This window comes from Arthrobacter echini, assembly GCF_008107445.1.
Taxonomy (GTDB): Bacteria; Actinomycetota; Actinomycetes; order Actinomycetales; family Micrococcaceae; genus Arthrobacter_D; species Arthrobacter_D echini_A.
The window spans coordinates 23,821-44,967 of record NZ_VSLD01000008.1 but is presented as its reverse complement, the minus strand read 5'-3'; the positions used below and the strand labels follow the sequence as shown (position 1 = coordinate 44,967).

At 61.7% G+C, this 21,147-nt stretch carries 17 protein-coding genes, 1 pseudogene and 1 riboswitch; of the genes and pseudogenes, 8 read left to right on the top strand and 10 right to left on the bottom strand.

The annotated features are described in order from the left end of the window. Window positions 1-120: 120 nt before the first annotated feature. From FQ377_RS13280 to FQ377_RS13255, 6 genes and pseudogenes are all read right to left on the bottom strand, one after another. A complete protein-coding gene (locus FQ377_RS13280; protein WP_136455671.1) occupies window positions 121-375 on the bottom strand; it encodes a hypothetical protein in 255 nt (84 codons plus the stop codon). Further along, a complete protein-coding gene (gene resB, locus FQ377_RS13275; protein ID WP_136455672.1) occupies window positions 365-2,020 on the bottom strand; it encodes a cytochrome c biogenesis protein ResB in 1,656 nt (551 codons plus the stop codon). Before resB ends, FQ377_RS13280 begins: the two co-directional genes overlap by 11 nt. A gap of 151 nt (window positions 2,021-2,171) precedes the next feature. Beyond that, window positions 2,172-2,735 (bottom strand): annotated as a pseudogene (locus tag FQ377_RS13270) (TlpA family protein disulfide reductase); the annotation flags it as partial. Window positions 2,736-2,934: 199 nt separating this feature from the next. Next, window positions 2,935-3,684 carry a cytochrome c biogenesis CcdA family protein gene (locus FQ377_RS13265; protein ID WP_136455674.1) on the bottom strand — a complete coding sequence of 250 codons (750 nt, stop codon included), beginning with the start codon at window positions 3,682-3,684 and terminating at the stop codon, window positions 2,935-2,937. 126 nt (window positions 3,685-3,810) lie between these two features. Beyond that, window positions 3,811-4,701 (bottom strand): F510_1955 family glycosylhydrolase, encoded by an 891-nt coding sequence (locus tag FQ377_RS13260; RefSeq protein WP_342773248.1) that lies wholly within the window; start codon window positions 4,699-4,701, stop codon window positions 3,811-3,813. Window positions 4,702-5,011: 310 nt separating this feature from the next. Continuing rightward, complete coding sequence (locus FQ377_RS13255) at window positions 5,012-5,710, bottom strand: DUF305 domain-containing protein (protein ID WP_136455676.1); 699 nt, start codon at window positions 5,708-5,710, stop codon at window positions 5,012-5,014. A 1,018-nt stretch (window positions 5,711-6,728) separates the two neighbouring features. On the opposite strand from FQ377_RS13255, the gene FQ377_RS13250 reads away from it, so the two are divergent. The 8 genes from FQ377_RS13250 to FQ377_RS13215 are packed head-to-tail and all read left to right on the top strand — an operon-like array spanning window position 6,729 to window position 14,945. After that, a complete protein-coding gene (locus FQ377_RS13250; RefSeq protein ID WP_246021424.1) occupies window positions 6,729-7,079 on the top strand; it encodes an NADH-quinone oxidoreductase subunit A in 351 nt (116 codons plus the stop codon). Then, on the top strand, window positions 7,070-8,272 hold the full coding sequence (locus FQ377_RS13245) for a hypothetical protein (RefSeq protein WP_136455677.1): 1,203 nt from the start codon (window positions 7,070-7,072) through the stop codon (window positions 8,270-8,272). The genes FQ377_RS13250 and FQ377_RS13245 overlap by 10 nt, the downstream gene beginning before the upstream one ends. Next, window positions 8,265-9,200: a complex I subunit 1 family protein gene (locus FQ377_RS13240; protein WP_136455678.1), complete on the top strand. Its 936-nt coding sequence runs from the start codon at window positions 8,265-8,267 to the stop codon at window positions 9,198-9,200. Before FQ377_RS13245 ends, FQ377_RS13240 begins: the two co-directional genes overlap by 8 nt. Next, complete coding sequence (locus FQ377_RS13235; protein WP_246021430.1) at window positions 9,197-9,766, top strand: NADH-quinone oxidoreductase subunit J; 570 nt, start codon at window positions 9,197-9,199, stop codon at window positions 9,764-9,766. The genes FQ377_RS13240 and FQ377_RS13235 overlap by 4 nt, the downstream gene beginning before the upstream one ends. Then, window positions 9,763-10,065, top strand: a complete 303-nt coding sequence (nuoK, locus tag FQ377_RS13230) for an NADH-quinone oxidoreductase subunit NuoK (protein WP_136455679.1) — start codon at window positions 9,763-9,765, stop codon at window positions 10,063-10,065. Before FQ377_RS13235 ends, nuoK begins: the two co-directional genes overlap by 4 nt. Continuing rightward, the gene (locus tag FQ377_RS13225) at window positions 10,062-11,993 is read left to right on the top strand and encodes a proton-conducting transporter transmembrane domain-containing protein (RefSeq protein WP_136455680.1); all 1,932 of its coding nucleotides are present in this window, start codon (window positions 10,062-10,064) and stop codon (window positions 11,991-11,993) included. The genes nuoK and FQ377_RS13225 overlap by 4 nt, the downstream gene beginning before the upstream one ends. Then, the gene (locus FQ377_RS13220; RefSeq protein ID WP_246021432.1) at window positions 11,990-13,486 is read left to right on the top strand and encodes a complex I subunit 4 family protein; all 1,497 of its coding nucleotides are present in this window, start codon (window positions 11,990-11,992) and stop codon (window positions 13,484-13,486) included. Before FQ377_RS13225 ends, FQ377_RS13220 begins: the two co-directional genes overlap by 4 nt. A 13-nt stretch (window positions 13,487-13,499) precedes the next feature. Beyond that, entirely contained in the window at window positions 13,500-14,945 is a 1,446-nt protein-coding gene (locus tag FQ377_RS13215) for an NADH-quinone oxidoreductase subunit N (protein WP_246021434.1), read from the top strand. Window positions 14,946-15,313: 368 nt separating this feature from the next. Here FQ377_RS13215 and FQ377_RS13210 read toward each other — a convergent pair whose 3' ends face one another. The 4 genes from FQ377_RS13210 to FQ377_RS13190 form a co-directional block, all read right to left on the bottom strand. Then, window positions 15,314-16,189 carry a potassium channel family protein gene (locus FQ377_RS13210; RefSeq protein WP_136455681.1) on the bottom strand — a complete coding sequence of 292 codons (876 nt, stop codon included), beginning with the start codon at window positions 16,187-16,189 and terminating at the stop codon, window positions 15,314-15,316. Window positions 16,190-17,252: 1,063 nt separating this feature from the next. Then, on the bottom strand, window positions 17,253-19,751 hold the full coding sequence (locus FQ377_RS13200; RefSeq protein ID WP_136455685.1) for a heavy metal translocating P-type ATPase: 2,499 nt from the start codon (window positions 19,749-19,751) through the stop codon (window positions 17,253-17,255). A gap of 255 nt (window positions 19,752-20,006) precedes the next feature. Next, a complete protein-coding gene (locus tag FQ377_RS13195; RefSeq protein WP_136455686.1) occupies window positions 20,007-20,222 on the bottom strand; it encodes a heavy-metal-associated domain-containing protein in 216 nt (71 codons plus the stop codon). 90 nt (window positions 20,223-20,312) lie between these two features. Further along, a complete protein-coding gene (locus FQ377_RS13190) occupies window positions 20,313-20,633 on the bottom strand; it encodes a metal-sensitive transcriptional regulator (protein ID WP_281275812.1) in 321 nt (106 codons plus the stop codon). Window positions 20,634-20,969: 336 nt separating this feature from the next. Further along, a riboswitch (cyclic di-AMP (ydaO/yuaA leader) is annotated at window positions 20,970-21,143 on the top strand. Window positions 21,144-21,147: the final 4 nt, after the last annotated feature.

Sequence of the window (21,147 nt, the reverse complement as noted above, 5' to 3'; positions counted from 1 at the left end):
TTGTACGGGAGGGAGCTTGAGTGGAGGGGCGTGGATGGGCGGAGGAAAGGGCTGATGGCCGGGGGAGCCGGTGACGTGTCGTGCGAGGGTCTAAGCAGTGCCGGATAGCTGGCTGTGGTGCTAAGGGTTTTTCTTTTGGCCTGCGAGGGTGGCTCCGATGACGAATATCAGGGCTGCTGCGGGGTATCCCACGGCGATGTCCAGTGCCAGACCGGGCTGCTGTTCCGGTGGTGCCAGGTGGGCGATCATGTGGATGAGGGCGAGGAGTGCGCCGAGGATCATGAGGATCTGCCCGAACCGCAGTTGGCGGTGAAGACGCCGGTAACGGGCGCCCGGGTCGTCAGGGGTTGAATCGGAGGCTGAGTTAGGGGACATGGTGGGCCTTTCCGGTGGGGTGTGCTGTGGCTGGTAGCGAAGCTGCGGCCGGCCAGCGGCTGATGAGCCGGGCACGGATCTTGGCGGCTTCGGCTTTGAGCCCGTGGTCTTCGCCGCGGGCGAGGAAACCGTATTCGAGCTCGGTGGTCCCATCAGGGTTCGTGTGTGCTGTGATCCAGGCCCTTCTGCGGGCGGTGACGAGGGAGAGGATCAGCCCGGTGAGGGCCAGCGTGGAGAAGACCAGGGCGCCGATCTTCCCGGGGTCATAGGTGATGTCCAGGGCGATGAAGCGTTTGAGTCCGTCGAAGGTGATGGATCCCTTGCCGTCGGGCAAGTCGTAGGTTTGTTCGGCGCCCAGGACGATACCGCCGGCGGGGTTGTCCCGCCCATTGAGCTGGGTCAGGTCGGTGGTGTCGAGCTGGTACACGGAGACCGGGGTGCCGTCGTCCAAGCCCAGGTCTCCGTAGTAGGAGTTCAGGTTCAGTTGGGGGTTGAACGGGTCCGGGTCGGATCCGAAGGCAAGCCCGGTGCTGTCCACGACGGCGGTGGGCAGGAAGAAGCCCACGAACCCCAGTTGCTCGGGCTGGGCATCGGGGGCTTTGATCACGACCGTCGAGGTGTAGGCGGTGTCTGTTGGCTGTGACGGGACGGGACCTGAGAAGGCGATGTTCCCCTCGCCGTCACGGACCGTAATGAGGGGCGCGTACCCGTTGCCGACCAGGTAGATGTTCGCTCCACCGATGCCGATAGGGGAGTTGACCTTCAGGGTCTGGTCAACCGGGGCTGCTGCCGGGTTCTCCTGCACTGTCATGGCGGCGGTGAAGTCCAGGGGCTGGCCGTAGGTGGCGGGTTCGTCGCGGTTGAAGACCACGTCGAAGTCTTTGAGGGTCAGGGCGAACGGGGTCAGGGAGTTCTCATCGAAGTTGGTTCCTGGTGCGAAGGAGTCGTAGCCGATAAGGGAGTTGGTGAATCCCTCCCCTTCGACGATCAGTTTCTGGCCCCGGTAGCCGAACATGCCGCCGACCGCGACGGACACCAGGACACCGATGAGCGCGGTGTGAAACAGGAGATTTCCTGCTTCCTTGGTAAAACCGCGCTCGGCACCAACAGAGGGCTGACTGGTGTCCATGTCACGGGTGTTCACCCGGTACCCGGATTTCTTGAGCAGGAGGGCCGCATCCGCGATCGCGTCACCCGGTGTGGGCGCCTCCGACGTTTTCTCGGACGGGTTGCTGTGCAGGGTGAGGTACCCGTGCTGGGGGAGGCGGGACAGGTTCCGGGGGGTTCGCGGTGGTGGGGCTTTGAGTGACTTGAGGTGGGCGCGGGTGCGCGGGATGACGCATCCGACGAGGGAGGTGAAGAGCAGTAGGTAGATGGCCGAGAACCAGACCGAGGAGAACACATCGAAGAGCTGGAAGCGGTCCAGCCATGGCCCGGTGTCAGGATTGTCCTTAAGGTATTGGGTGACGACGGCGGGGTTCGCGGGGCGCTGCGGGAACAACGATCCGGGGACGGCGGCGACGGCGAGCAGCAGGAGCAGCTGCAGGGCGGTGCGCATGCTGGTCAGTTGCCGCCATACCCACCGCAGCATCCCCAGGGGACCGAGCGTAGGAAGGGTCGTTTCGGTCCCGGCCTTAGACGCCATCGCCTATCCCTCCACCCGGATCCCCAGAATCCCCGGGTTTCCTGGAATCAGTGGGAGTGCCCGCAGTGGGAGGCTCGGTGGCTTCCACTTGGCTGGGTGAGGGCTGGTCGGGTACAGGCTGACCCTGGGCGGGCTGGTCCGGTGAGGGTTGGGCGAGAGCGTCGGTGATGAGGGTGCGCAGGGTGCTTTCTTCGGCGAGGCCGAGGATCCGCGCTGCGACACGGCCGTCCCGGTCCAGGACGAGGGTTGTCGGTACAGCCTGCGGGGGCACGTACTGGGTAAGGCTGAGCAGTAGCTTGCCGTCGCGGTCCTCGAAGCTGGGGTAGGTGATACCGAAGGTCCGCTCGAAAGCGTCGGCGGTCGGTTTCTCGTCGCGGACATTGATGCCGTAGAACCGCACTCCGTCGGGGGTGAAGCGTGTGCTCAGGGCTGCCAGGGTTGGTGCTTCAGCGCGGCAGGGTGCGCAGGCGGCGTACCAGACGTTGAGGACCACCACGTCCCCGGCCCAGTCGGTGGAATTGACGGTGCTGCCATCGAAAAGGGTGCCTTGGACATCGACCGGTTCACCCCGGGCCTCGGGAGCATATTCGGCGACGGAACCGTCCCCTGCGATGTAGTTCTTGTTGTCACCGGCACGGGCCTGCGCGGCAAGGGGATCCTCAGCGGCACACCCGGTGAGAACAATCGAGGCCAGGACCGCTGCTACGGCCAGCATCCTGCCCCATCGGCGAGAACCCGCGGCTACCTGTCGGGCCGGTTCCCGTCGGGCTGGTTTCGGTGAGGCCGGTGCGGGCGGCCTTGTGTCTGATAGATGCGCTTTTATAAGGGGATCTTTCACGTCTCGTCCTTTCCTAGAAAATGTCGTGCCGACGGGGCGGTGGGGGACACGCGGAGTCCGCTGTATGAAGTGGGCTTTAGACGGGGGTGAGGAAGGTGCCTGCGAGGTTTTGCAGCTGGTAGATCCAGAGCATCCAGATGCCGCTGACCATGAGGACGCCGACGAGGATGAGCAGGAAACCGCCAATGAGGTTGAAGGCGCGGATGTGCCGGCGGACGAACGCAAGGGTGGTGCTCACCCATTGCACTCCGAGGGCGACGAGCAGAAAGGGAATGCCTAATCCGAGGCAGTAAACAAAGCCAAGGATCGCGCCCCGCCATGCGGTTCCGGTGGTGGTACTCAGTGCTAGGACGGCGCTGAGGGTGGGGCCCATGCAGGGGGTCCACCCCAGCCCGAATACGATGCCCAACACAGGTGCGCCGGCGATGCCGGTGCGTGGTCGCCAGTTGAGTTTCAGGTTCTGCTGGAAGAAGGACAGGCGTCCGACGAGGACGAGCCCCATGATGATGACGAACACACCCAACACCCTGATGAGGGGGTCCTGCCAGCGCAGAAGCCATGAACCCATGACGCCGAACGCGGCCCCGTAGAGGGTGAAAACGAGGGCAAAGCCGAGGATGAACAGGCCTACCCCGGTCAGGACCCGTCGTCGGTTGTCCGGACGCCCGGGCTCGGTAAGGCCGGAGACGTATCCCAAGTACCCGGGAACGAGGGGAAGGATGCACGGTGAGAGGAACGAGACGATGCCGGCGACCATGGCCAGCGGGATCGCCGCCAGAAGAGCACCTGACTGGACGGTATCAGCGAAGAACTCTCCGATCGTCACGGTTGTGAACCTCCACGCAACCCCATCACCGGAGCCTCGCCGAAGCATTCCACGGGGCGGCTACGGTTTGAACCGCCCCGATACGACCGTTGTCCTGATGCCGTGACCTAGACATGTTTTCCTTGCTCATGTGGTAGCCGGAACGGTGGTGGCGAAGGTCTGCCCGCCGTCGGTGGATTGCTCGAGCCCGTTCTCCGTCGTCACCCAGATATCCATACCCTCAGGTGTTTCGGCCGCTGCCACAGCTGAAGGTTGCCCGGAGACTTTCCCCATCTCAGCCCAGGTGAGGCCTTCATCGGAGCTTTTCATGACCTCACCGGTAGGAAGGACACCAATGATGGTGGATTCAGAGGTGACCGCGGCGACAAGGACGATAGGTGCGCCTGCGTCCTTCGTCCAGGTCCGTCCCGCATCGAGGGAGCGGTAGATCCCGTCCTCGGTCGTTGCGATGGCGACCTCGCTGGCAGGGTTGCCGGCAAGGTTGTACGGGCTGATCTGGGTGGTGGTATCCGTCCATTGGCCGCCGTCCGGGCTGACCTTCAATGCGCCGTCGAACCCGATGATGCCATCCTTGACGGCGGTCAGCGTGTGGAAATCCGACTCACCTCCCAGAGCTACCTGTTCCCAGATCTGTCCGTCGGAGGAGCGAATCAGTCCTACCGGGTTCGGCAGATCCACGCCGGAACCGGGATGGCCGGAGGCAAGGTATTTACCCCCGCCGGTGATGGTGAAGCCCATCAGGTCGATGTTCGCGCCAACAGACTGCACGTCCGCGCCGTGCACTTCGAAGAGCCCTTCGTGGGAGGCAATCAGCACCTCTTGTGTGCCTGGCTTTACGACCAGACCGTGTACGTGAGTTGGGTACGCCGGGGCGGGCGTGGAGGATCCAGCGGATTCCGAAGCTGGCTGGGCTGCGCACGAGACCGTGGTGAGCAGCAGAGCCAGGGACAGGCTGATCCTTCCCGGGGTAAGGACACGGGTGCGGGAAGAGGTGAGGGATGAGGCAAGGAAAGGCACGGGGTGTTCTTCCGATCAGTAACTGCGGCCAACGCTGCAACGGATCCGGTGCTTCCAATCACCTGGATGGGTAGGCCCATGTGAAGAGCAGTGGGGGAAGCAGCGGAATCCGGGGCAGCGGTACAGGCAGGGATGAGAAGCTGACTAGCACCCGTGCTGGACGGGTGAGGTTCGCGCATGTTGGCTATGCCAGCAGATGCAGGGTGCGACACCGAAGGTGGTAGGCAAGGAGCTGCCAAGGAACCCACGAGGAGCCACCGGCAAACCCAGGGTGTCGGGAGCGGGTCCCCGCACCCTGGGTTAGGGGGTGTTACTTCTGCTCGAGGAGAGTCGACATCTCGTCGATTTCGGCCTGCTGGGTCTCGACGATGGTTTCGGCCATCTCCACGGCGTCGGGGAACATGCCGTCCTCGATTTCGGTTTGCGCCATTTCAATGGCGCCACGGTGGTGGGCGGTCATGGACTCCAGGAACATGGTTTCGGCTTCGGTTCCCTCGGCAGCGTCAAGGGACGTCATGTCCTCGTCGCTCATCATGCCGTCCATCGAACCCATCTCGGAGTCCATGCCTTCCATACTCTGCATGCTTTCCATGCCTTCTTCGGTCATTTCCATCGGCTCGCCCCATGCCTCAAGCCAGCCGGTCAGCTCTTCGATTTCCGGGTCTTGGGCTTCCTTGATTTGTGTAGCGAGGTCCGTCACTGCCGGGTCGATGTTCTCCTTGTCCAGGAGCATGTCGCTCATCTCGACAGCCTGCCGGTGGTGCGGCAGCATCATCTGAGCGAACATCACATCGGCATCGTTGTGTTCGGCCATGGCCTCGGCAGAAGCGCTTGAGGTCGCCTCCATGCTCGACTCTGCGGAAGCCGAGGAGCTTGGGACGGCCGCGGCGGGGCTTTCCGTACCCATGTCGATTCCCTCCGTGTCGCCGCCGGAGGAGGAACCACAAGCGGACAAGGTGAGGACAGCGACGGCGGAGAGGGCAGTCAGGGTCGCAAAACGGTGCTTCATGAAAGATCAGTCCTTAAAACGTGAGACACGTATGGTTCGGGGGAAGTGCTGTTTCAGTCGTCATTCTGATCCCGCAATGTAGCGGGGCAGGACGGCGGGAGATCGCGGGGATCACCCGTTTTATGTCCGACTGATGGACAGCTGAACCAAGGAGACTGTTCGGGGTCTGAAGGTCGGTAGGGCGGTGAGTACAGGAGGGCCCCGTAGTAAGGTCCATCGGGAAATAAGAGAAGAGCGCAACCAGTAGAGGCCAGCAGCGCCGACCGCCAAAAGCGCGGCCATGCATATCGCGGCCATCATGACATGGCTGTTAGGGCAGATACTGGCGCATGAAGAGCTGTCAAATGAACCGTGGTCGGTTGCCGTGCTGGCCGCCGCCAGCACCTGACCATCCGCACCTACACCTACACCTGCACTGGAGCCCGTGTGGGGTCCGTCGAGGTGACTAGCTAGTGAGTTGGTCAGTGCAGCAGGTACCACCGATGACACGGGTGAGACAGCGGAGGCAGGTGAGGCGGTGGTGTAAGCGGGGACGCTAAGAGTGGCGGGCCCCGGTCCCACCCAGAGGTGCATGGCTAGAACCCCGGCCAGGAGGGCCAGCAAGCGCAGCGCCCATCCGATTGCGAGGCGGGACCCGGCAAGTCGTGGACTCTGAGGAAGGAGCAGGTGATTCATTGGCCCCTTCCTCGGTCCGTTGTCAGGCAAGCTCTACTCTCAGTTTCATTGTCTACGTCTGACTTATAACGTACACACTGACGAATTATACCCCCATGGGGTAATCTCGTTTTCTCCCCACGTTTGCGTACGAACGAAGGAGTGACGGGTAGCGTCCCGAGGGGTAGCGTCCTGAGTTGCGTGATCTGCCGGTGGCCGTCTGGCGCCCCGGCCCCGTCGGAACCTGACCAACGCTTCACTTTCTGCGCAGCGAAAGGCTGTCGGTTTGCAGATGACCTACCGACGTATGACGGTTGAAACGAGTGCGACGGTGGTTCTCGAAACTTGCCCCTAGGAGGTCAATGTGTCTGCCTATCTCAACGTGATCGTCATGCTTCTGGTTGCTTTAGCCGTTGTTGGTGGGCTGTACGTCACATCTCGATCTACTGCTGTTTCCGCTGTTCCGATCGAAAGCGCGCCGTTCCTGTCAGGTTGGACACCCAGCGAACACGCACTGTCTCGATACCACGCTCGGTATTACCCGCTGACCATGCTCTTCCTCGCCTTCGACGTCGAAATGCTGTTCATGTATCCCTGGGCTGTCATCGTCATGGCCTCCGGATTCGAAGCTGTGGCCGAGATGTTCATTTTTCTGGGTGTCCTGATGGCAGGAGTCGTATGGGCTTGGCGAGAAGGAGCCCTCCGGTGGACCTGACAAAGGCTTTGTCCGAGACGGCTGCACGACGACCTCACGTACTCCTCGTCGAAGTTCCCGGATGGAGTCACACCCGAATCTTTACGGAGCGTGAGCTTCTTCGACGGGGCTGGATTGAATCGAGCTCGCCCGCCGACTCGGACATTTTGTTGACCTGCGGTACTCCCTCAGACGACTTGAGCGAAGTGCTGGACCGGGTGTGGGATCAATTTCCCGGGCCGCGAGTTCGAGTGAAGGTTCATGACCCAACTGAGGTGGTTGACGTACTTGACCAAGCAAGGAAAGCGCTCGTCAACTGTTCAGCCCAACAGAAGGAGGCGTTCACCCGTACTGCGGCCAAAGTTTCCCCCGCGGTAGCCGCACAATCGTCCAGTTCCGATAATTCGGCCAACCCTGGTGCCGATGATGGCGGGATGGACCATGCCCAGATGGCCCACGGGGAGACGGCGCCCGGCGCCGACGACGGTGAGGTGGACCACAGCGGGATGGACCACAGCCAGATGGACATGCCGATGCCTGGTGGTATTGGTTTAGCTGAGGCGGGGGCGGACCGTGATGGTCTTGATCTTGATGTGTTACATGTTTCGTTGGGTCCTGTGCTGCGTTATTGGCCTGCTGGGCTTGTGGTTCGTTGTGCTTTACAGGGCGATGTCATCACGGAAGCGTCGGTGGATCTGATGACTGGTTCACCGACGGTCAACGCTCCGGGTGTGGGGGAAAGGTCGGGCAGCTTGCCGGAAGCAGGGGGAGATAGAGCTCGTCTATTGTCCGTGCGTTACTGCGATCAGGTGGTAAGCCTGTTGGCGTTGATGGGGTGGGATCGGTTTGCCTTAAGGTGCTCCCGTGTCCGTGATGGGCTGTTGGGAGGGATGCCTTTAGAGGATGCCGTGTCAGAGTTGAACGCTTTGGGGCGGGGGATCAGCCGTTCAAAGACATTCCGGTGGTCCTTCAAGGACTTACCGGAAATTCTGGAACGCTTGGATGTCCTGGTCGGCCGTGCTCGTTGGGTGCTCGAGGCTGACACTCCCTTCGGGAAACCTGCCCTGTGGCACACCGCACACGAGGAGAGTGCACGCCTGCAGCAGGTGCCGGGCATGATCGTTGGCCTTGACCTGTTTGCTGCTCGCCTGATCATCGCATCTTTGGGCTTGGACACTGTTGTCGCTGCAAGGGTGGGAGGAGTGGATGCCTGACGGGGTTGTGCAGGTAGGCCTGCTGGGACCGGTTGTAGCAGCTGTACTCCTCGGGTGTGTGGCTTTTTTCGCGGCGGCGCTTGATGGGGTGTTTGTTGCTCGCCTGGAGCGTCGGCCTGTTCGTTCTGGTGTGGCTAGCCCGGTGTGGGAAGTGGCTCGGTTGTTGCGTCAGAGGCGTCGGTCTGTCGTGGCCGCGGATTCGTTGTTGTGGCGTGTTGGGGTATCGGGTCTGCTGGTCGTGGCGTTGTTGAAGGTAGCAGTGGTTCCGCTTGGGTCATGGGTGGTAGCTGACCTTTCGGTGGGCGTGGTGTGGTTCAACGCCATGGACGTGATGGTGTGGGCACTGGTGTGGATGGCGGGTTGGGGGGCCAATAGTGCGTTTTCCCTCGTGGGCGGGTACCGGTTCCTCGGGCAGGCCCTGTCCTATGAGTTGCCCTTGATGTTTGCCTTAACGGCGCCCGTGGTTGCTGCGGGTAGCTTGCGCGTAGGAGACATCGTGACGGCCCAGGAGGGGCTGTGGTTTGTGGTGTGGATGCCGGTGGCATTCCTGGTTTTCTGCGCAGGGGTGATTGCCTTTTCGGTGTGGGGCCCTTTCAGCTCGGCATTGGGCCGGGACATCGGCGGAGGAGTGTTGGTGGAGCTGTCCGGGGTTGACCGGTTACTGCTGCTGGCTGGGCGGTATGCGCTACTAAGTGCCGGTGCCGGGTTGGCTGTGGCGTTGTTCTTGGGTGGCGGGTCTGGGCCTTTTGCTCCGCCGTGGGTGTGGACGTTGATGAAGACGTTGGTCGTGCTGCTTGTGTTCGTCGGGGCACGTCGGGTGTTTGCTGTCGTACGACCGGACCGGTTGGTTGAAGCGGCCTGGATGGTCTTCCTGCCCGTGGTGCTCCTCCAGGTTCTTTTCGTCAGTCTGGTGGTGGTGGGGCGGTGAGTGTCGTTCTCGGGGGGTTCTTTTGGTTCCTGGCTGTTGTCGCGGTCGCTGCGGGTGTTGCAGTGTTCCGGGTGGATTCCATGGCGCGGGCCACGTACGCCCTGGCTTTGTCTTTCGTCTCGGTCGGGGTGATGTTGCTGTTGTTCGATCTCGAGTACATCGGCGTGATCACAATCCTAATGATGGTGATGGAGATGGCCATCATGGCAATTTTTATGATCATGTTCATGGGAATGAATCCGGCCTTGATGCCGATGAGCATGGTTCATAGCAAGCGCGGCTCGATGGTTTTGGCGGGTGGGGCGTTCGTTGTCCTGGCTGGTGGTGCCTTGTTGGTGCCCTGGCCAGCACGGCGGGGGGTACCGGCGACGGATCTGACCCAGTCCCTTGGGGAGGCCATCATGGGTTCGAAGATGCTGGTGATGCTCACGGTGAGCCCGGTGCTGTTCGCCACGCTCGTCGCCGCCTTGGTGCTGGCCAGTCCACGGGGGCGGTACGACCGTTTTGGTGATGACTTGCGCATCTCGCCGCCACGCGGGCCTGAGCAAAAGGACGGCCAGTTATGACACTTGATGCGGTGTTGGTTGTGTCTGCGGCCCTGTTCTGTGTGGGGTTGTACGGTGCGTTATCCCAACAAGTCGTCGTGATGGTGATGATGGGCCTGGAACTGATGCTTAACGGGGTCATCCTCGCGGTTGCGGGTTTGTGGTGGTTCCTCGCACCTGCCCCAGATGGGCAGGTGCTGTTACTGGTGGTAATCGCCGCGATGACCGTGGAAATGGCGATGGGCTTCGCTGTCGCTACCTTGCTTCACCGTTCACGGGAATCGGATATGACCGACACTGCAACGGACCTGTCCGGATGAGCGCGCTCCTCTGGATCGTAATCGGGCTGCCTGCGGTCGCCGGAACAGTACTGTGTCTGGGCGGAAACCGCCTGTCCAGGGCTGCGGTTCCCGTATCGCTGGGTGTCGCTGTGGTTGTCACCGTGCTCACTGCTGTCGTTGCTGTGGTTCGCCCCGGGATAACTGTGCCTTTCATTCAGGGTGCCGGTTTCGGCTTGGCCGTGGACTCCCTCTCGGCGGTCGTTCTTCCCTCGGTTGCGGTGGTTGCTCTGCTGGTACTGGTGTTTGCTGCAGCGAAAGACATCACACCTGAGGTGGCGCCGCGGGCAAGGTTCAACGGTTTGATGCTCATCTTCGTTGCGTCCGTGATTGTGACTGTCACGGCGACAACGCTGCCGGCCCTGTTGTTCTCCTGGGAACTGATGGGCGCAATGTCTTATGCCCTGATCGGGTTTCAGTGGCAGGACAGTGACCGGGTTTCGGCCGGTCTGACCGCTTTCCTGACCACCCGCGGCGCTGACCTGGGTTTGTATGCTGCTGCCGGTGCGGCCCTGGCTGCAGGCACTGGCCTGTCCCTGACGGACCTGGCCAGCGCCCCGGAGGGGTGGCGGCACATCATCGCGGCTGGGATTCTCGTGGCGGCATTGGGTAAGGCCGCGCAATTACCGTTTAGCTTCTGGCTCTCCCGCGCCATGGAAGGGCCGAGCCCGGTCAGCGCGCTCCTGCACTCGGCGGCGATGGTGGCGATGGGTGGGTATTTGCTGCTGCGCTTGGCGCCACTGCTGGAAGTCACAGGATGGGCCGCGAGTACAGCTGCCTGGGTCGGGGCCCTGACGGCCATGGCACTGGGGGCGGTCGCTGTGGCGCAGAAGGACCTCAAGCAGCTGTTGGCCGCGTCGACGGCTGCGCAGCTCGGCTTCGTGGTGCTCGGCGCCGGGCTCGGCGCGACAGCGGGGGGGACCGCACACCTGATATCTCATGCCGCGACGAAAGCCCTGCTGTTCCTTGTCGCCGGGGCTTGGCTGTCCGCGTTGGGGACCAAGAAACTCGCGGCTCTGCGGGGGGCGGGACGACAGTGGCCGCTGATCGGGGTAGCTTTCACTGTTGGGACGCTAAGCCTTGCAGGGGTTGCTCCACTCTCGCTGTGGGCGACCAAGGACGAGGTTCTTGCAGCAGCCCTAGAGGAATCCCCTGCCCTTTACATGGTGGGTTTGGCCGCATCCCTGCTGTCGGCAGCCTATGCAGGTAAGGCCCTGATCATCGTGTGGCGCCGGCCCGTTACAACGACCGCTTCCGGTTATGACACCGAGGAACACGGCACCCGGCACATCGGGGTGTGGGAACGGGTTCCTTTAATCATCCTCGCCGGGGGTGCCGCGACGCTCGGCGTGCTCGCTCTACCCCCGGTCGGTAAGGTCCTGCGCATTGCCCTCGGTGACCAGGACTCGCCTACCGCGCAGTGGTGGGAACTGGCGCTTTCGGCGGTCCTGGCCATCGTTGTTCTCGCCCTGATCGCCCGCTTCGGCGTGAGAGAGCCCTCGTGGGCAGCAGGGTGGCTTGGCCTCGAGCGGGCGGCACACGCGCTTACCGTTCGTCCTGTGCTGGCCCTCGCCGGCGCCCTGGCTCGTTTCGATGATCGGGTGGTGGATCGTGGTGTGTGGTCCGGCGCAGCATATGTCGCCGGTACCGCCCGCGGTGCAGCACGTTTCGATGACGAACGCATTGATGGCACTGTTGGTGCCATATCCCGCGGTGGACTGTCCCTGGCCGCTACAGGAGCACGGGCAGACGCCAAGGGCGTTGATGCAGCGGTAGAGGCCACCGGCCGGGGCGCACGCAGGCTCGGTGCGCTGGCCCGTCGCCCACAAACAGGCCAGGTTCACCACTACTATGCCCAGGCCGCTGTAGTTCTCGCAGCGGCACTCGTCGTCCTACTCCTTGTGAGGTGACCGTGCTCAGTCTCGTCATTTTCCTGCCCCTTGCTGCCGCCCTCGTACTGGCTGTGTTTCCCGGGATCAAGGACAGGGCAGCCCGATGGGTCTGGGTGGTGGTCGCCGCCGCTGATACCGCTCTTGTAGCTGGTATGTGGGCGGCATACGAGCAGCCTCCGGATGGTGGGTTGGCGTTCGAGGAGCAGGTCACGTGGATTCCGTCGGTGGGCAGCAGCTATCACATCGGCGCCGATGGCCTGTCCTTACCGTTGCTGGCATTGACTGTCGTTGTGTTCCTTGCTTGTTCTATTTACGCGTTGAGGGAACAGAACCGTCCCCGCGCACAGGCGGCCCTGTTCCTATTCCTGCAGACCTCATGCCTGGGTGTCTTCGCGGCACAGGACCTTATTTTGTTCTTTCTGTTTTTCGATTTGTCGATTGTGGGAATGTACTTCGTCATCGCAGGGTGGGGTCACGGCAACGCGGCCCGGTCTGCGTTGAAATTCTTCCTGTACACGTTCCTGGGGTCATTGGCCCTGCTGCTGGGTTTCATCGGGCTGTATCTGTACTCCGAGCCGCGGACCTTCGACATGGTCGAGCTCGCCCGATTGGCTCCATTGAATGAAAGTCCCGTAGCAGGAGCAGTGATCCTCGGCGCAGTCCTCCTGGGGCTGGCCATCAAGACCCCCACCTTTCCCTTTCACACGTGGCTGCCGCCTGCACATACGGACGCACCGGCGATCGGGTCTGCGGTCCTTGCCGGGATCCTCCTGAAAATGGGCACCTACGGGTTCGTGCGCATCGCAATGCCAATGCTCCCAGCCGCATGGCGAGACTGGGCATGGGTGATCATCGTCGTCGGCGTCATCTCGGTGCTGTACGGGGCGCTGGTCGCGCTGGCCCAGACCGACTTGAAACGGATGATCGCCTACACCTCGGTCAACCATATGGGCTACGTCGTGCTTGCTGTCGGTGCAGCTGGGGTGGCAGGAGGAAGTGACGCGGCAGCGCGGGAAGTCGCCGTGACCGGGGCTCTCACCCAGATGGTCAGTCACGGTCTGATCACCGCTGCACTGTTCCTTCTCGCGGGTGTGCTCAAGGACCGGGCTGGCACCTACGACATGGACTCCTACGGGGGGCTGGCCCGTCCGGCACCGAGGTTCGCACTCCTGTTTGCCGTTGGAGCCTTTGCGTCCCTCGGGCTGCCCGGATTCAGCGGTTTTATCGCCGAGTTCCAGATCTTCGCGGGATCTATCGGTACTGTTCCGTGGGTAGCCGTAGCCCTCCCCGGGATCCTGATCACCGCTGCGTTGTTCCTTCTGGCCGTTCAGCGTCTCCTTACCGGAGAGGTGCGAGGACAGTCCGCTCAGGTCTCCGACCTGCGTACAACCGAGTTACTGTCCATCGGTACACTGTTGTGCTTGTCGATACTGATCGGTGTCGCTCCACGGGTACTCCTTGACCTGATCGAACCTGCCTCCGCCGCAGTCGTCGTCCTGGTTGGACGATAACCCTATGGACGGCATGAGTATGGACATGGACTTTTCCGTCCTAGCGCCGGAAATCGTCGTCCTCACCGGTGCTGTCACTGCTCTGCTGGCTGGCTCCTTCTCACCCCGGAACAAGCAGTGGATCAGCAGACTGATTGCAGCTCTGGCAGTGACCGTGGGTGCAGGTTTCGCGGTGGCGGGAACACTGGGCAAACCCGAAACGGTGTTCGCGGGGACGTTCGCAGTGGATACGGCAACAGGTGTTGCTCGGGCGATCATCTGTGTAGCGACACTTCTAGTGATTGCCTTGGGTGGAAAAGAACTTACGGGGACATCGCGGGAGAGCGAAACCTACTCGCTGATACTGCTCTCAGCGCTCGGTGCGATGGTCATGTCCGGAACGAGTGACCTGCTGGTCCTCGCTGTGGGGTACCTGCTGGCCAGCATTCCGCTTTACGCCCTAATCGGAATGGGCCGCTCACCGCACGCGGCGGAAGCAGCTCTCAAAACCTACCTGCTCGGCGCTTTCTTCGGCATCGCCCTGATGCTGGGAGTTGCTGTCCTATATGCGTTGGCGGGCGGGAGCACCTATGACGCGTTGAACACCGAACTTACCGGAGCTCCTGCTGCGGCTACCGCCGTCGGCCTGGTCGGGGTCCTAGCCGGATTGGCTTTCAAAGCTGGGGCTGTTCCGGGTCATTTCTGGATACCGGACGCCGCCCAGGGAGCAGGAATTACTGCTGCTACGTTCCTCACCACGGTTCCCAAGGTAGGAGCAATCATCGCAGCGTACCGGCTTCTGAGCTCCATTCCGGACACCGTGGACTGGCCGTTGTTGATCGGGCTCCTGTCTGTGGCGAGCATGACACTCGGGAACTTCGCGGCCTACTTCCAGACGGATGTACGCCGGCTCCTCGGCTGGTCGACCGTCAGTCAGGCCGGCTACCTTCTAGTACCGGTTGCCGTCGCCGGTCACAGCACACTGGCACTACCGTCATTGTTGTTCTATCTGGCTGCCTACGCTGTGTCGAACGTGGGAGCTTTCGCCGTCATCGCAGCCACCGGCAGATACGAGGTGGAGGACTACCGGGGACTGATCCGCACAGCGCCATGGCTTGCCGGCGCGTTGCTGATTAGTCTCCTGAGCCTGGTCGGAACCCCTCCTACTGCCGTTTTCGTGGGGAAACTAACGACATTCACGGCAGGATGGGACGGAGGGCTCCCCTGGCTTGTCGTTCTGGCCGCCCTGAACACCGTGGTTAGCCTCTTCTACTATCTTCGCTGGATCGCCCCGGCTTTTGCACGCAGTCCCGCAACACCCAAGACCCGCGCAGCGTCCGATCAAGCCTCCTCCGCCCGAGCCTCCTCCACCCGAGGGGGGGCGGCTTCCACCGCCGCGATTGCTGGCATGGCTGTCCTTGCCCTCGGACTGTCCGCCGGTCTTTTATGGCCATGGTTACAAGGCCCACTCGCCCGCTGATACCCCCACTACGCAGACAGAAATGAACGCCAGGAGAGAACCCTTCGCTTGTGTCCAGAGCAAGCTTGCAGCCTCCACCAAGACCAAAGAAACTTGATATCCACCCGAGTGAGCTGCTGCGGAGATCGGCTGCGTTGGATCCCCGTTAGCCGTCCAGTGGCTGTGCGATACCTGATTGATTGTCTGCGGCCAGTGGTTCCAGTGTTCGTGCGGTGCGATACCGTTCGGGAGTGCCTTCTGGCCCGCAGCCCGAGATCCCTGTGTCAACTCACACAGTGATCAGAGGGTGTGCAGCAGGGCAATTTGTGCTTCCGCTGGCGGAGGCGCAGGCTGCTCTGCTTTGAGGTTGGAGGCTATCACCATGTCCATCACGACTCGTAGTCGTACCCGTGGTCTGAGGCATAGGACCGGAACTTATCTTCGACCGATGACCCCGTAAGCCCAAAAGTCTCGGCCATCAGGTTACTCAGGTCCTGCAGGGCCTTCTGGAGGGCTACACCGGACGCCCGCACTCCGGCATCGGGGTGTGCCTGCGCTTGTTCGCTGAGTGCAACTGCGTAGGAAAGTGACGCAGCAAGCGATGTTGTGGCGGTTGATTCGCGGAAGTAGTAGGACTCGCCCGTCTGTGTAAGGTCTACCCTGACCTGAACGAGGTCGTTCGTGACGTTCTCCAATACACGACTGGCCGTATCAGGACTGAACTGGCTGAAGTCCTGAACATAGTTTGCGCCTCGGAGGATGGTCAGGTGGATCCCTATGGCACGTCGGCGCGCAAGAGCGGGATAGAGCTGCATGAACCATGACACCGCCGCTGTCAGTAGGGCGAAGCCCGCCAGTGCCTCCACGGGAGAGAATGCCCGTATCCACGGATCGACCGCAATGACATCACCAAAGCCAAGCGTCGAAAGCGCAACCATCGAAACGTAAATCGCTTCGATGAAATCGGGATACCGAGAAGGGTCAACGCCGTCAGCATAGACGAATCCCTGTGGGATGTGCGGGTAGTAAATTAGAGTCCACCCCAGCACCTGCAACACTGTCCACAACAAAATGACGATCACGATGCCCAAGGGGCCAGCCACAGCTACGGCTTTGGAACCCATCCGCTTCGATACCTGCCAGCTTGTCCGCATGCACCACTTCGTCAATTCCCCCTCACCGCTCGGGTGCAACAGCGTGTGGAAGACGTCTCTGAGTCCCACCCCTATGACGATGATGCCCAGCACCGCGAAAATCCACTCCATCAGCAATCCTTTCCATCGACCGTTCCTGCCACTTCAAGGACGGCTTAGTAACCAGTGCCTGCTCACCGTAAACACGACAACCGCTACCACCTTTCTACTCACCCTCAAGAAGCGAATACTGTGGAACGGTACTGTGGTTCATCCCGTTGAAGATTGTGTGAAGAGCAACGCAGATGTCCTCGTGGTGATGGACGGAGGGTATGAGGAAGGTGCAAAGCAGCGGCTGATCGCGGAACTTAGAATCGTTCGAGCCTCGATGGTCAGCACCGTACTGGAGATCCGCGCAGCCTGCGCCACGGTGCACGACGCCAGTGGGCCGCCATCGGGTGCGGGGAGCACCCAAGTAGAGCAACAGCTCCTGTGTGCGGAGGGTCTGTCTCAGAAACACCGTTACTGAGACAGACCCTCCGTGAGTGATCCAAGTATCATAAGCGGGCGAGGAATTGAATGAATAGTATATCTTTTCCTGCGCCGGTAGCGTCGTCCGCTAGGCGCTTTTGCCGTTACCGATAAAGGGGCGGCGACCTCGAGGCCGCACTGTCTGCTGATACCTAACCCGATACAGGACTGTTGGAGCTAGAAGGCTTGCTGGGCATCGATGTGGTGACGTGTTCCAGCCGTGGGGGAGTACTTGTCGGGCGCGCTTGCGGTCTCCTGCCGTGTCATAGGTGCGGGAGAGCCGGTACCGGGTGCGCCAATCATCCGATGTTTGTTCCACGGCGGCCTTGACCTGGTGGAAGTGTTCGTCGGTAGCCTTATGATCGACCTGGCCGGCAGCCGAGCGCGGCAGGTCATCGGTAGGTAAGCCGCTCTCACGTTCAAGGATGTAAGCCATCGCTTGCGCCCGAGACCCGAACCGGAGCTCGTGGGTCAGCGCCCACCTTCCGATCAGCGGTAGCAGCAGATGGGCGGCACCCACTGACTTCGCCGCGAGGCCCCGGGTCACCCAGTAGGGTGAAGCTGCGTTGGAAGGCGACGACGAGTCAAAATACGCCCAGCGCACTTACTAGCAGCACACCGATTTCCGTCCGTACCATCGCTGAGAGACGAGTCAGCGCCTCGATCACTCGACGCTACCGGTGCTCTCCCTGGTACCTGGTGCGGTGCTTGGCCCGGCGTCTGTCGCAGTGTCATGGGTGGTGTTGCTCGTGGTGTGGTGAGTGGCGCCAAAGGCGCGCAAGCGTAGGGAGTTTGCGACGACGAGTACAGAACTGGCGGCCATGGCTGCGCCGGCCAGCATGGGGTTGAGCAGGCCCAGGGCGGCGATAGGGATGCCAACGGCATTGTAGAAGAACGCCCAGAACAGGTTGGTCTTGATCGTCGACAGGGTCTTGCGGGATAGCTCGATGGCCTGGGCGACTTGTTCCAGGCTGCTTCCCATGACCGTCAGGTCAGCTGCCTCGATTGCCACGTCGGTGCCGGAGCCCATCGCGATGCCCAGGTCAGCCTGTGCGAGGGCGGCTGCGTCATTGACGCCGTCCCCTGCCATGGCCACCGTCGCTCCGGCGTCCTGCAACTTTTTTACTGCCTCGACTTTCTGGTGAGGCAGCACCTCGGCCATGACATGCTCGGCGGCGATGCCTACCTCGGCGGCAACCTTTTCGGCCACGGCACGGTTGTCGCCCGTGAGCAGCATAGGCGTCAAGCCCAGCTCCTTGAAGCGGGTGATGGCTGATACTGAACCGGCCTTGACGGTGTCGAAGAGGCTGATCAGTCCTTCGGGCGTCCCGTTGACCGCGACCCAGATCACGGTCGCTCCCTTTTGCTGCAGGGAGGTCAGGGAAGCGCGGTGATCGGCGGTGATCGTGATGTTGTTCTCAGCTAGCCAAGTCGCGGTGCCCGCCACGACAGTGCGGCCGGTGACGGCGCCGGTCACACCTCCACCTGCAGCGCTGGTGAAGTTCGCAACACTGTCTAGTTGGCCCTGACGGGCTGCCGCCGCGGCGATGGCTTCAGCGATCGGGTGCTCGCTGGCTGCTTCCACAGCTCCGGCGACGGCCAGAACCTCGTCCTCACTTAACGATCCCAGGGTGGTGATGGCGGTGACGGAAAGGTTGCCGGTGGTGACCGTTCCGGTCTTGTCGAGCACGATCGTATCCACTGTGCGCGTGTCCTCAAGAACCTGGGGTCCCTTGATAAGGATGCCCAGCTGCGCGCCCCGGCCGGTCCCGGTGAGCAGGCCGACTGGTGTAGCTAGGCCCAGAGCACACGGGCAGGCGATCACGAGGACGGCAACGGCCGCAGTGAACGCCGATGCCGTGTCCCCTGTGAGGACCATCCACAGCACAAAGGTCAGCACCGCGATAAGTAGAACGATGGGCACGAAGACCGCGCTGATGCGGTCAGCGAGCCTGGCAATGGGCGCTTTGCCGCTTTGAGCGGCGCTGACGAGGCGTCCCATTTGCGCCAGGGTTGTTTCGCTGCCGACCCTGGTGGCTTTGACCAGCAGGCGTCCGCTGGTGTTCATCGTCGCGCCGATCACGGTGTCGTCCGGACCGATCTCGGTGGGAACAGATTCACCGGTGATAAGGGAGGTATCGATCGCGCTGCGGCCCTCGACGACGAAGCCATCGGTGGCTACCTTTTCGCCTGGCCGTACGACGAACACATCTCCTGGGATCAGAGATACTGTGGGAACTTTCACTTCCGCACCGTCGCGCAGTAGGGTCGCTTCCTTCGCGCCAAGGTTCAGCAAGGCTTTCAGTGCGTTTCCGGCGCGTTGCTTTGCGTTGGCTTCGAGGAATCGGCCTAGTAGCAGGAAGGTCGTGACGACGGCTGCCACTTCGAAGTAGAGGCTGTGAGCGCCCATGCCCATGCCCGTGTGCGCGGTGAGCATCGGATCAGCGATGAGCTGCCAGGTGGAGTAGAGGAACGCTGCAGCGATACCGATGGACACCAAGGTGTCCATGGTGGAGGAGAGGTGCCGGGCGTTAATTGCAGCCGCCCGGTGGAACGGCCAGGCCGCCCACGTTACAACCGGCAACGAAAGGATGAGCGCGGCCCACCCCCAGTGTGGGAACTGAGCTGCTGGCAACATGGAGATGATCGTCACCGGGATGGTGAAGACCGCGGCGATGATGAGTCGCCGCTTGAGGGACGCGGACTTCCGCTCCGCTGCTGAGGCTTTGGCCTTATCCCGTGAGGTCGCGGCGTCGACGGTCTCCCTCGATTCGGCGAACCCGCCCAATGCCGATGCCGTGCGTCCCTTCGCGTCCGAACCAGTCCGGTCGCCGGACTCGCCCGCATCGTCGGTTACATCGATATGCCCGGCGGCGGGGGCAGGTGAGGTGCCTGTAGCTCCGGGTGCAGTTAACTGTCCGGTGCTGCGCAAAGTTGCTTTGTAACCGATGGCGTTGACGGTATCGATGATCTGCGAGACGCTCACACCCTCGGGCATCGCCACGGTTGCGGTTTCGAGAGGAAGATTCACTGACGCCTGGACGCCCTGAATCTTGCCGAGCTTACGTTCCACCCGGCCTACGCAGGATGCGCAGGTCATGCCCTCAATATCGAGATCAATGACTTGCCCGGCGGTTGTGCCCACGCCCGTGTCGGTACTCATGCGTCTAGTTCCTTGCCCTGACTCTGGTTAATCGCGCTGGTGAACTGCTGCCGCGAATGACGTCGCGCGATGATGCTGATGAGTGCTGCGCCAGCCGTAATCCTGTGAAGTTTCCTGGTGAGCGCGAGACGATAACCCGACCCGTGTGGGTGCGCTCCTCGGAGCTATGGTGCTGACACAGCGGAAATAGCCGGTGCCCTACGAATTAACCGATAGGGGCATCCACTCTGCGTATCGGCGGTGGTGGTTGAGGACTCAGGTGCCGACGACGGTGTACCCGGCGGTCTCGACGGCTTTTCGCAGCGCACCCGGCTCAGGTTCCACGTCGGCTGTGACTGCTGCTGTAGAGACCCCACCCACGTTGAGCTGCACATCGACTTCTTCGACCCCGGGCACGTCAGAGAGTTCCTCCATGACCGACGAAACGCAGTGGCCGCAGGTCATGCCGGTGATGTTGATGGTCGTTTGCATGGGATCTTCTCTCTCTGGACGAAGCATGATGTGAGACGAACTTTATGATCTACAAGCTGTAGTGCTGCTCACGAGCCTGGTGATCGACTATTAGCGAAGCAGTCGGCTGATCGCGTCGGTCGCTTCCTTGACCTTTGCGTTGACGGCGACGGAATCCCCTGACGCGGTTGATTCATGGGCCGCTCCGACGACACAGTGCGCGATGTGCTCTTCGAGCAGACCGATGCTCACCGCGTGAAGGGCCTTATTGATGGCCGCGACCTGGGTGAGGATGTCAATGCAGTACTTGTCCTCATCGACCATGCGGGCAATGCCGCGCACCTGGCCCTCAATGCGCTTGAGCCTGCGGAGGTAGGCGTCCTTATCAGCGGTGTATCCCCACTCAACAGAAGCCTCAATTTCGGTGATCACGTCGTTCCTTTCAACAGTAAAAATATATACCCCACAGGGGTATCTAAACAAGGGGCGAAGTGAGATCTTCTCCACGTGTTAATCATCCCCTGTTCCGTTCGGAAGAACCGCCTTGCGCCCCCGGATGACCGGGTCACCGGAACGCCCTAGGTGTCGCAGGCCACGGCGAATCTGCTTCCACGCACTGTCCTACCCAGTGCGGCGTGTCGTCTCCGACATACCCCACGCTTCGTTACCTCCGCGTGACATTTGATACCAGCGGGGGGTATTCTCATCCAGTGTTCTTAGCACCAGCTGGAACACTCCCGAGCAGAATGCCGAGTCCTGCCGCTGCCTGGGATACGTCCGCTCATATCCGTATGGCAGGAACGGGGGACCCAAGATGTACGGGCCACAACCAGTGGCCCTTGGGGTTAAGTCGCTTTCATTTCCGTCCCTAGGACTGAAGCGGCCGGGTGAACTCCCATCCGAACCCGACAGCTCACCCCGCAGGCATGGGAGAGGCAACCAACGC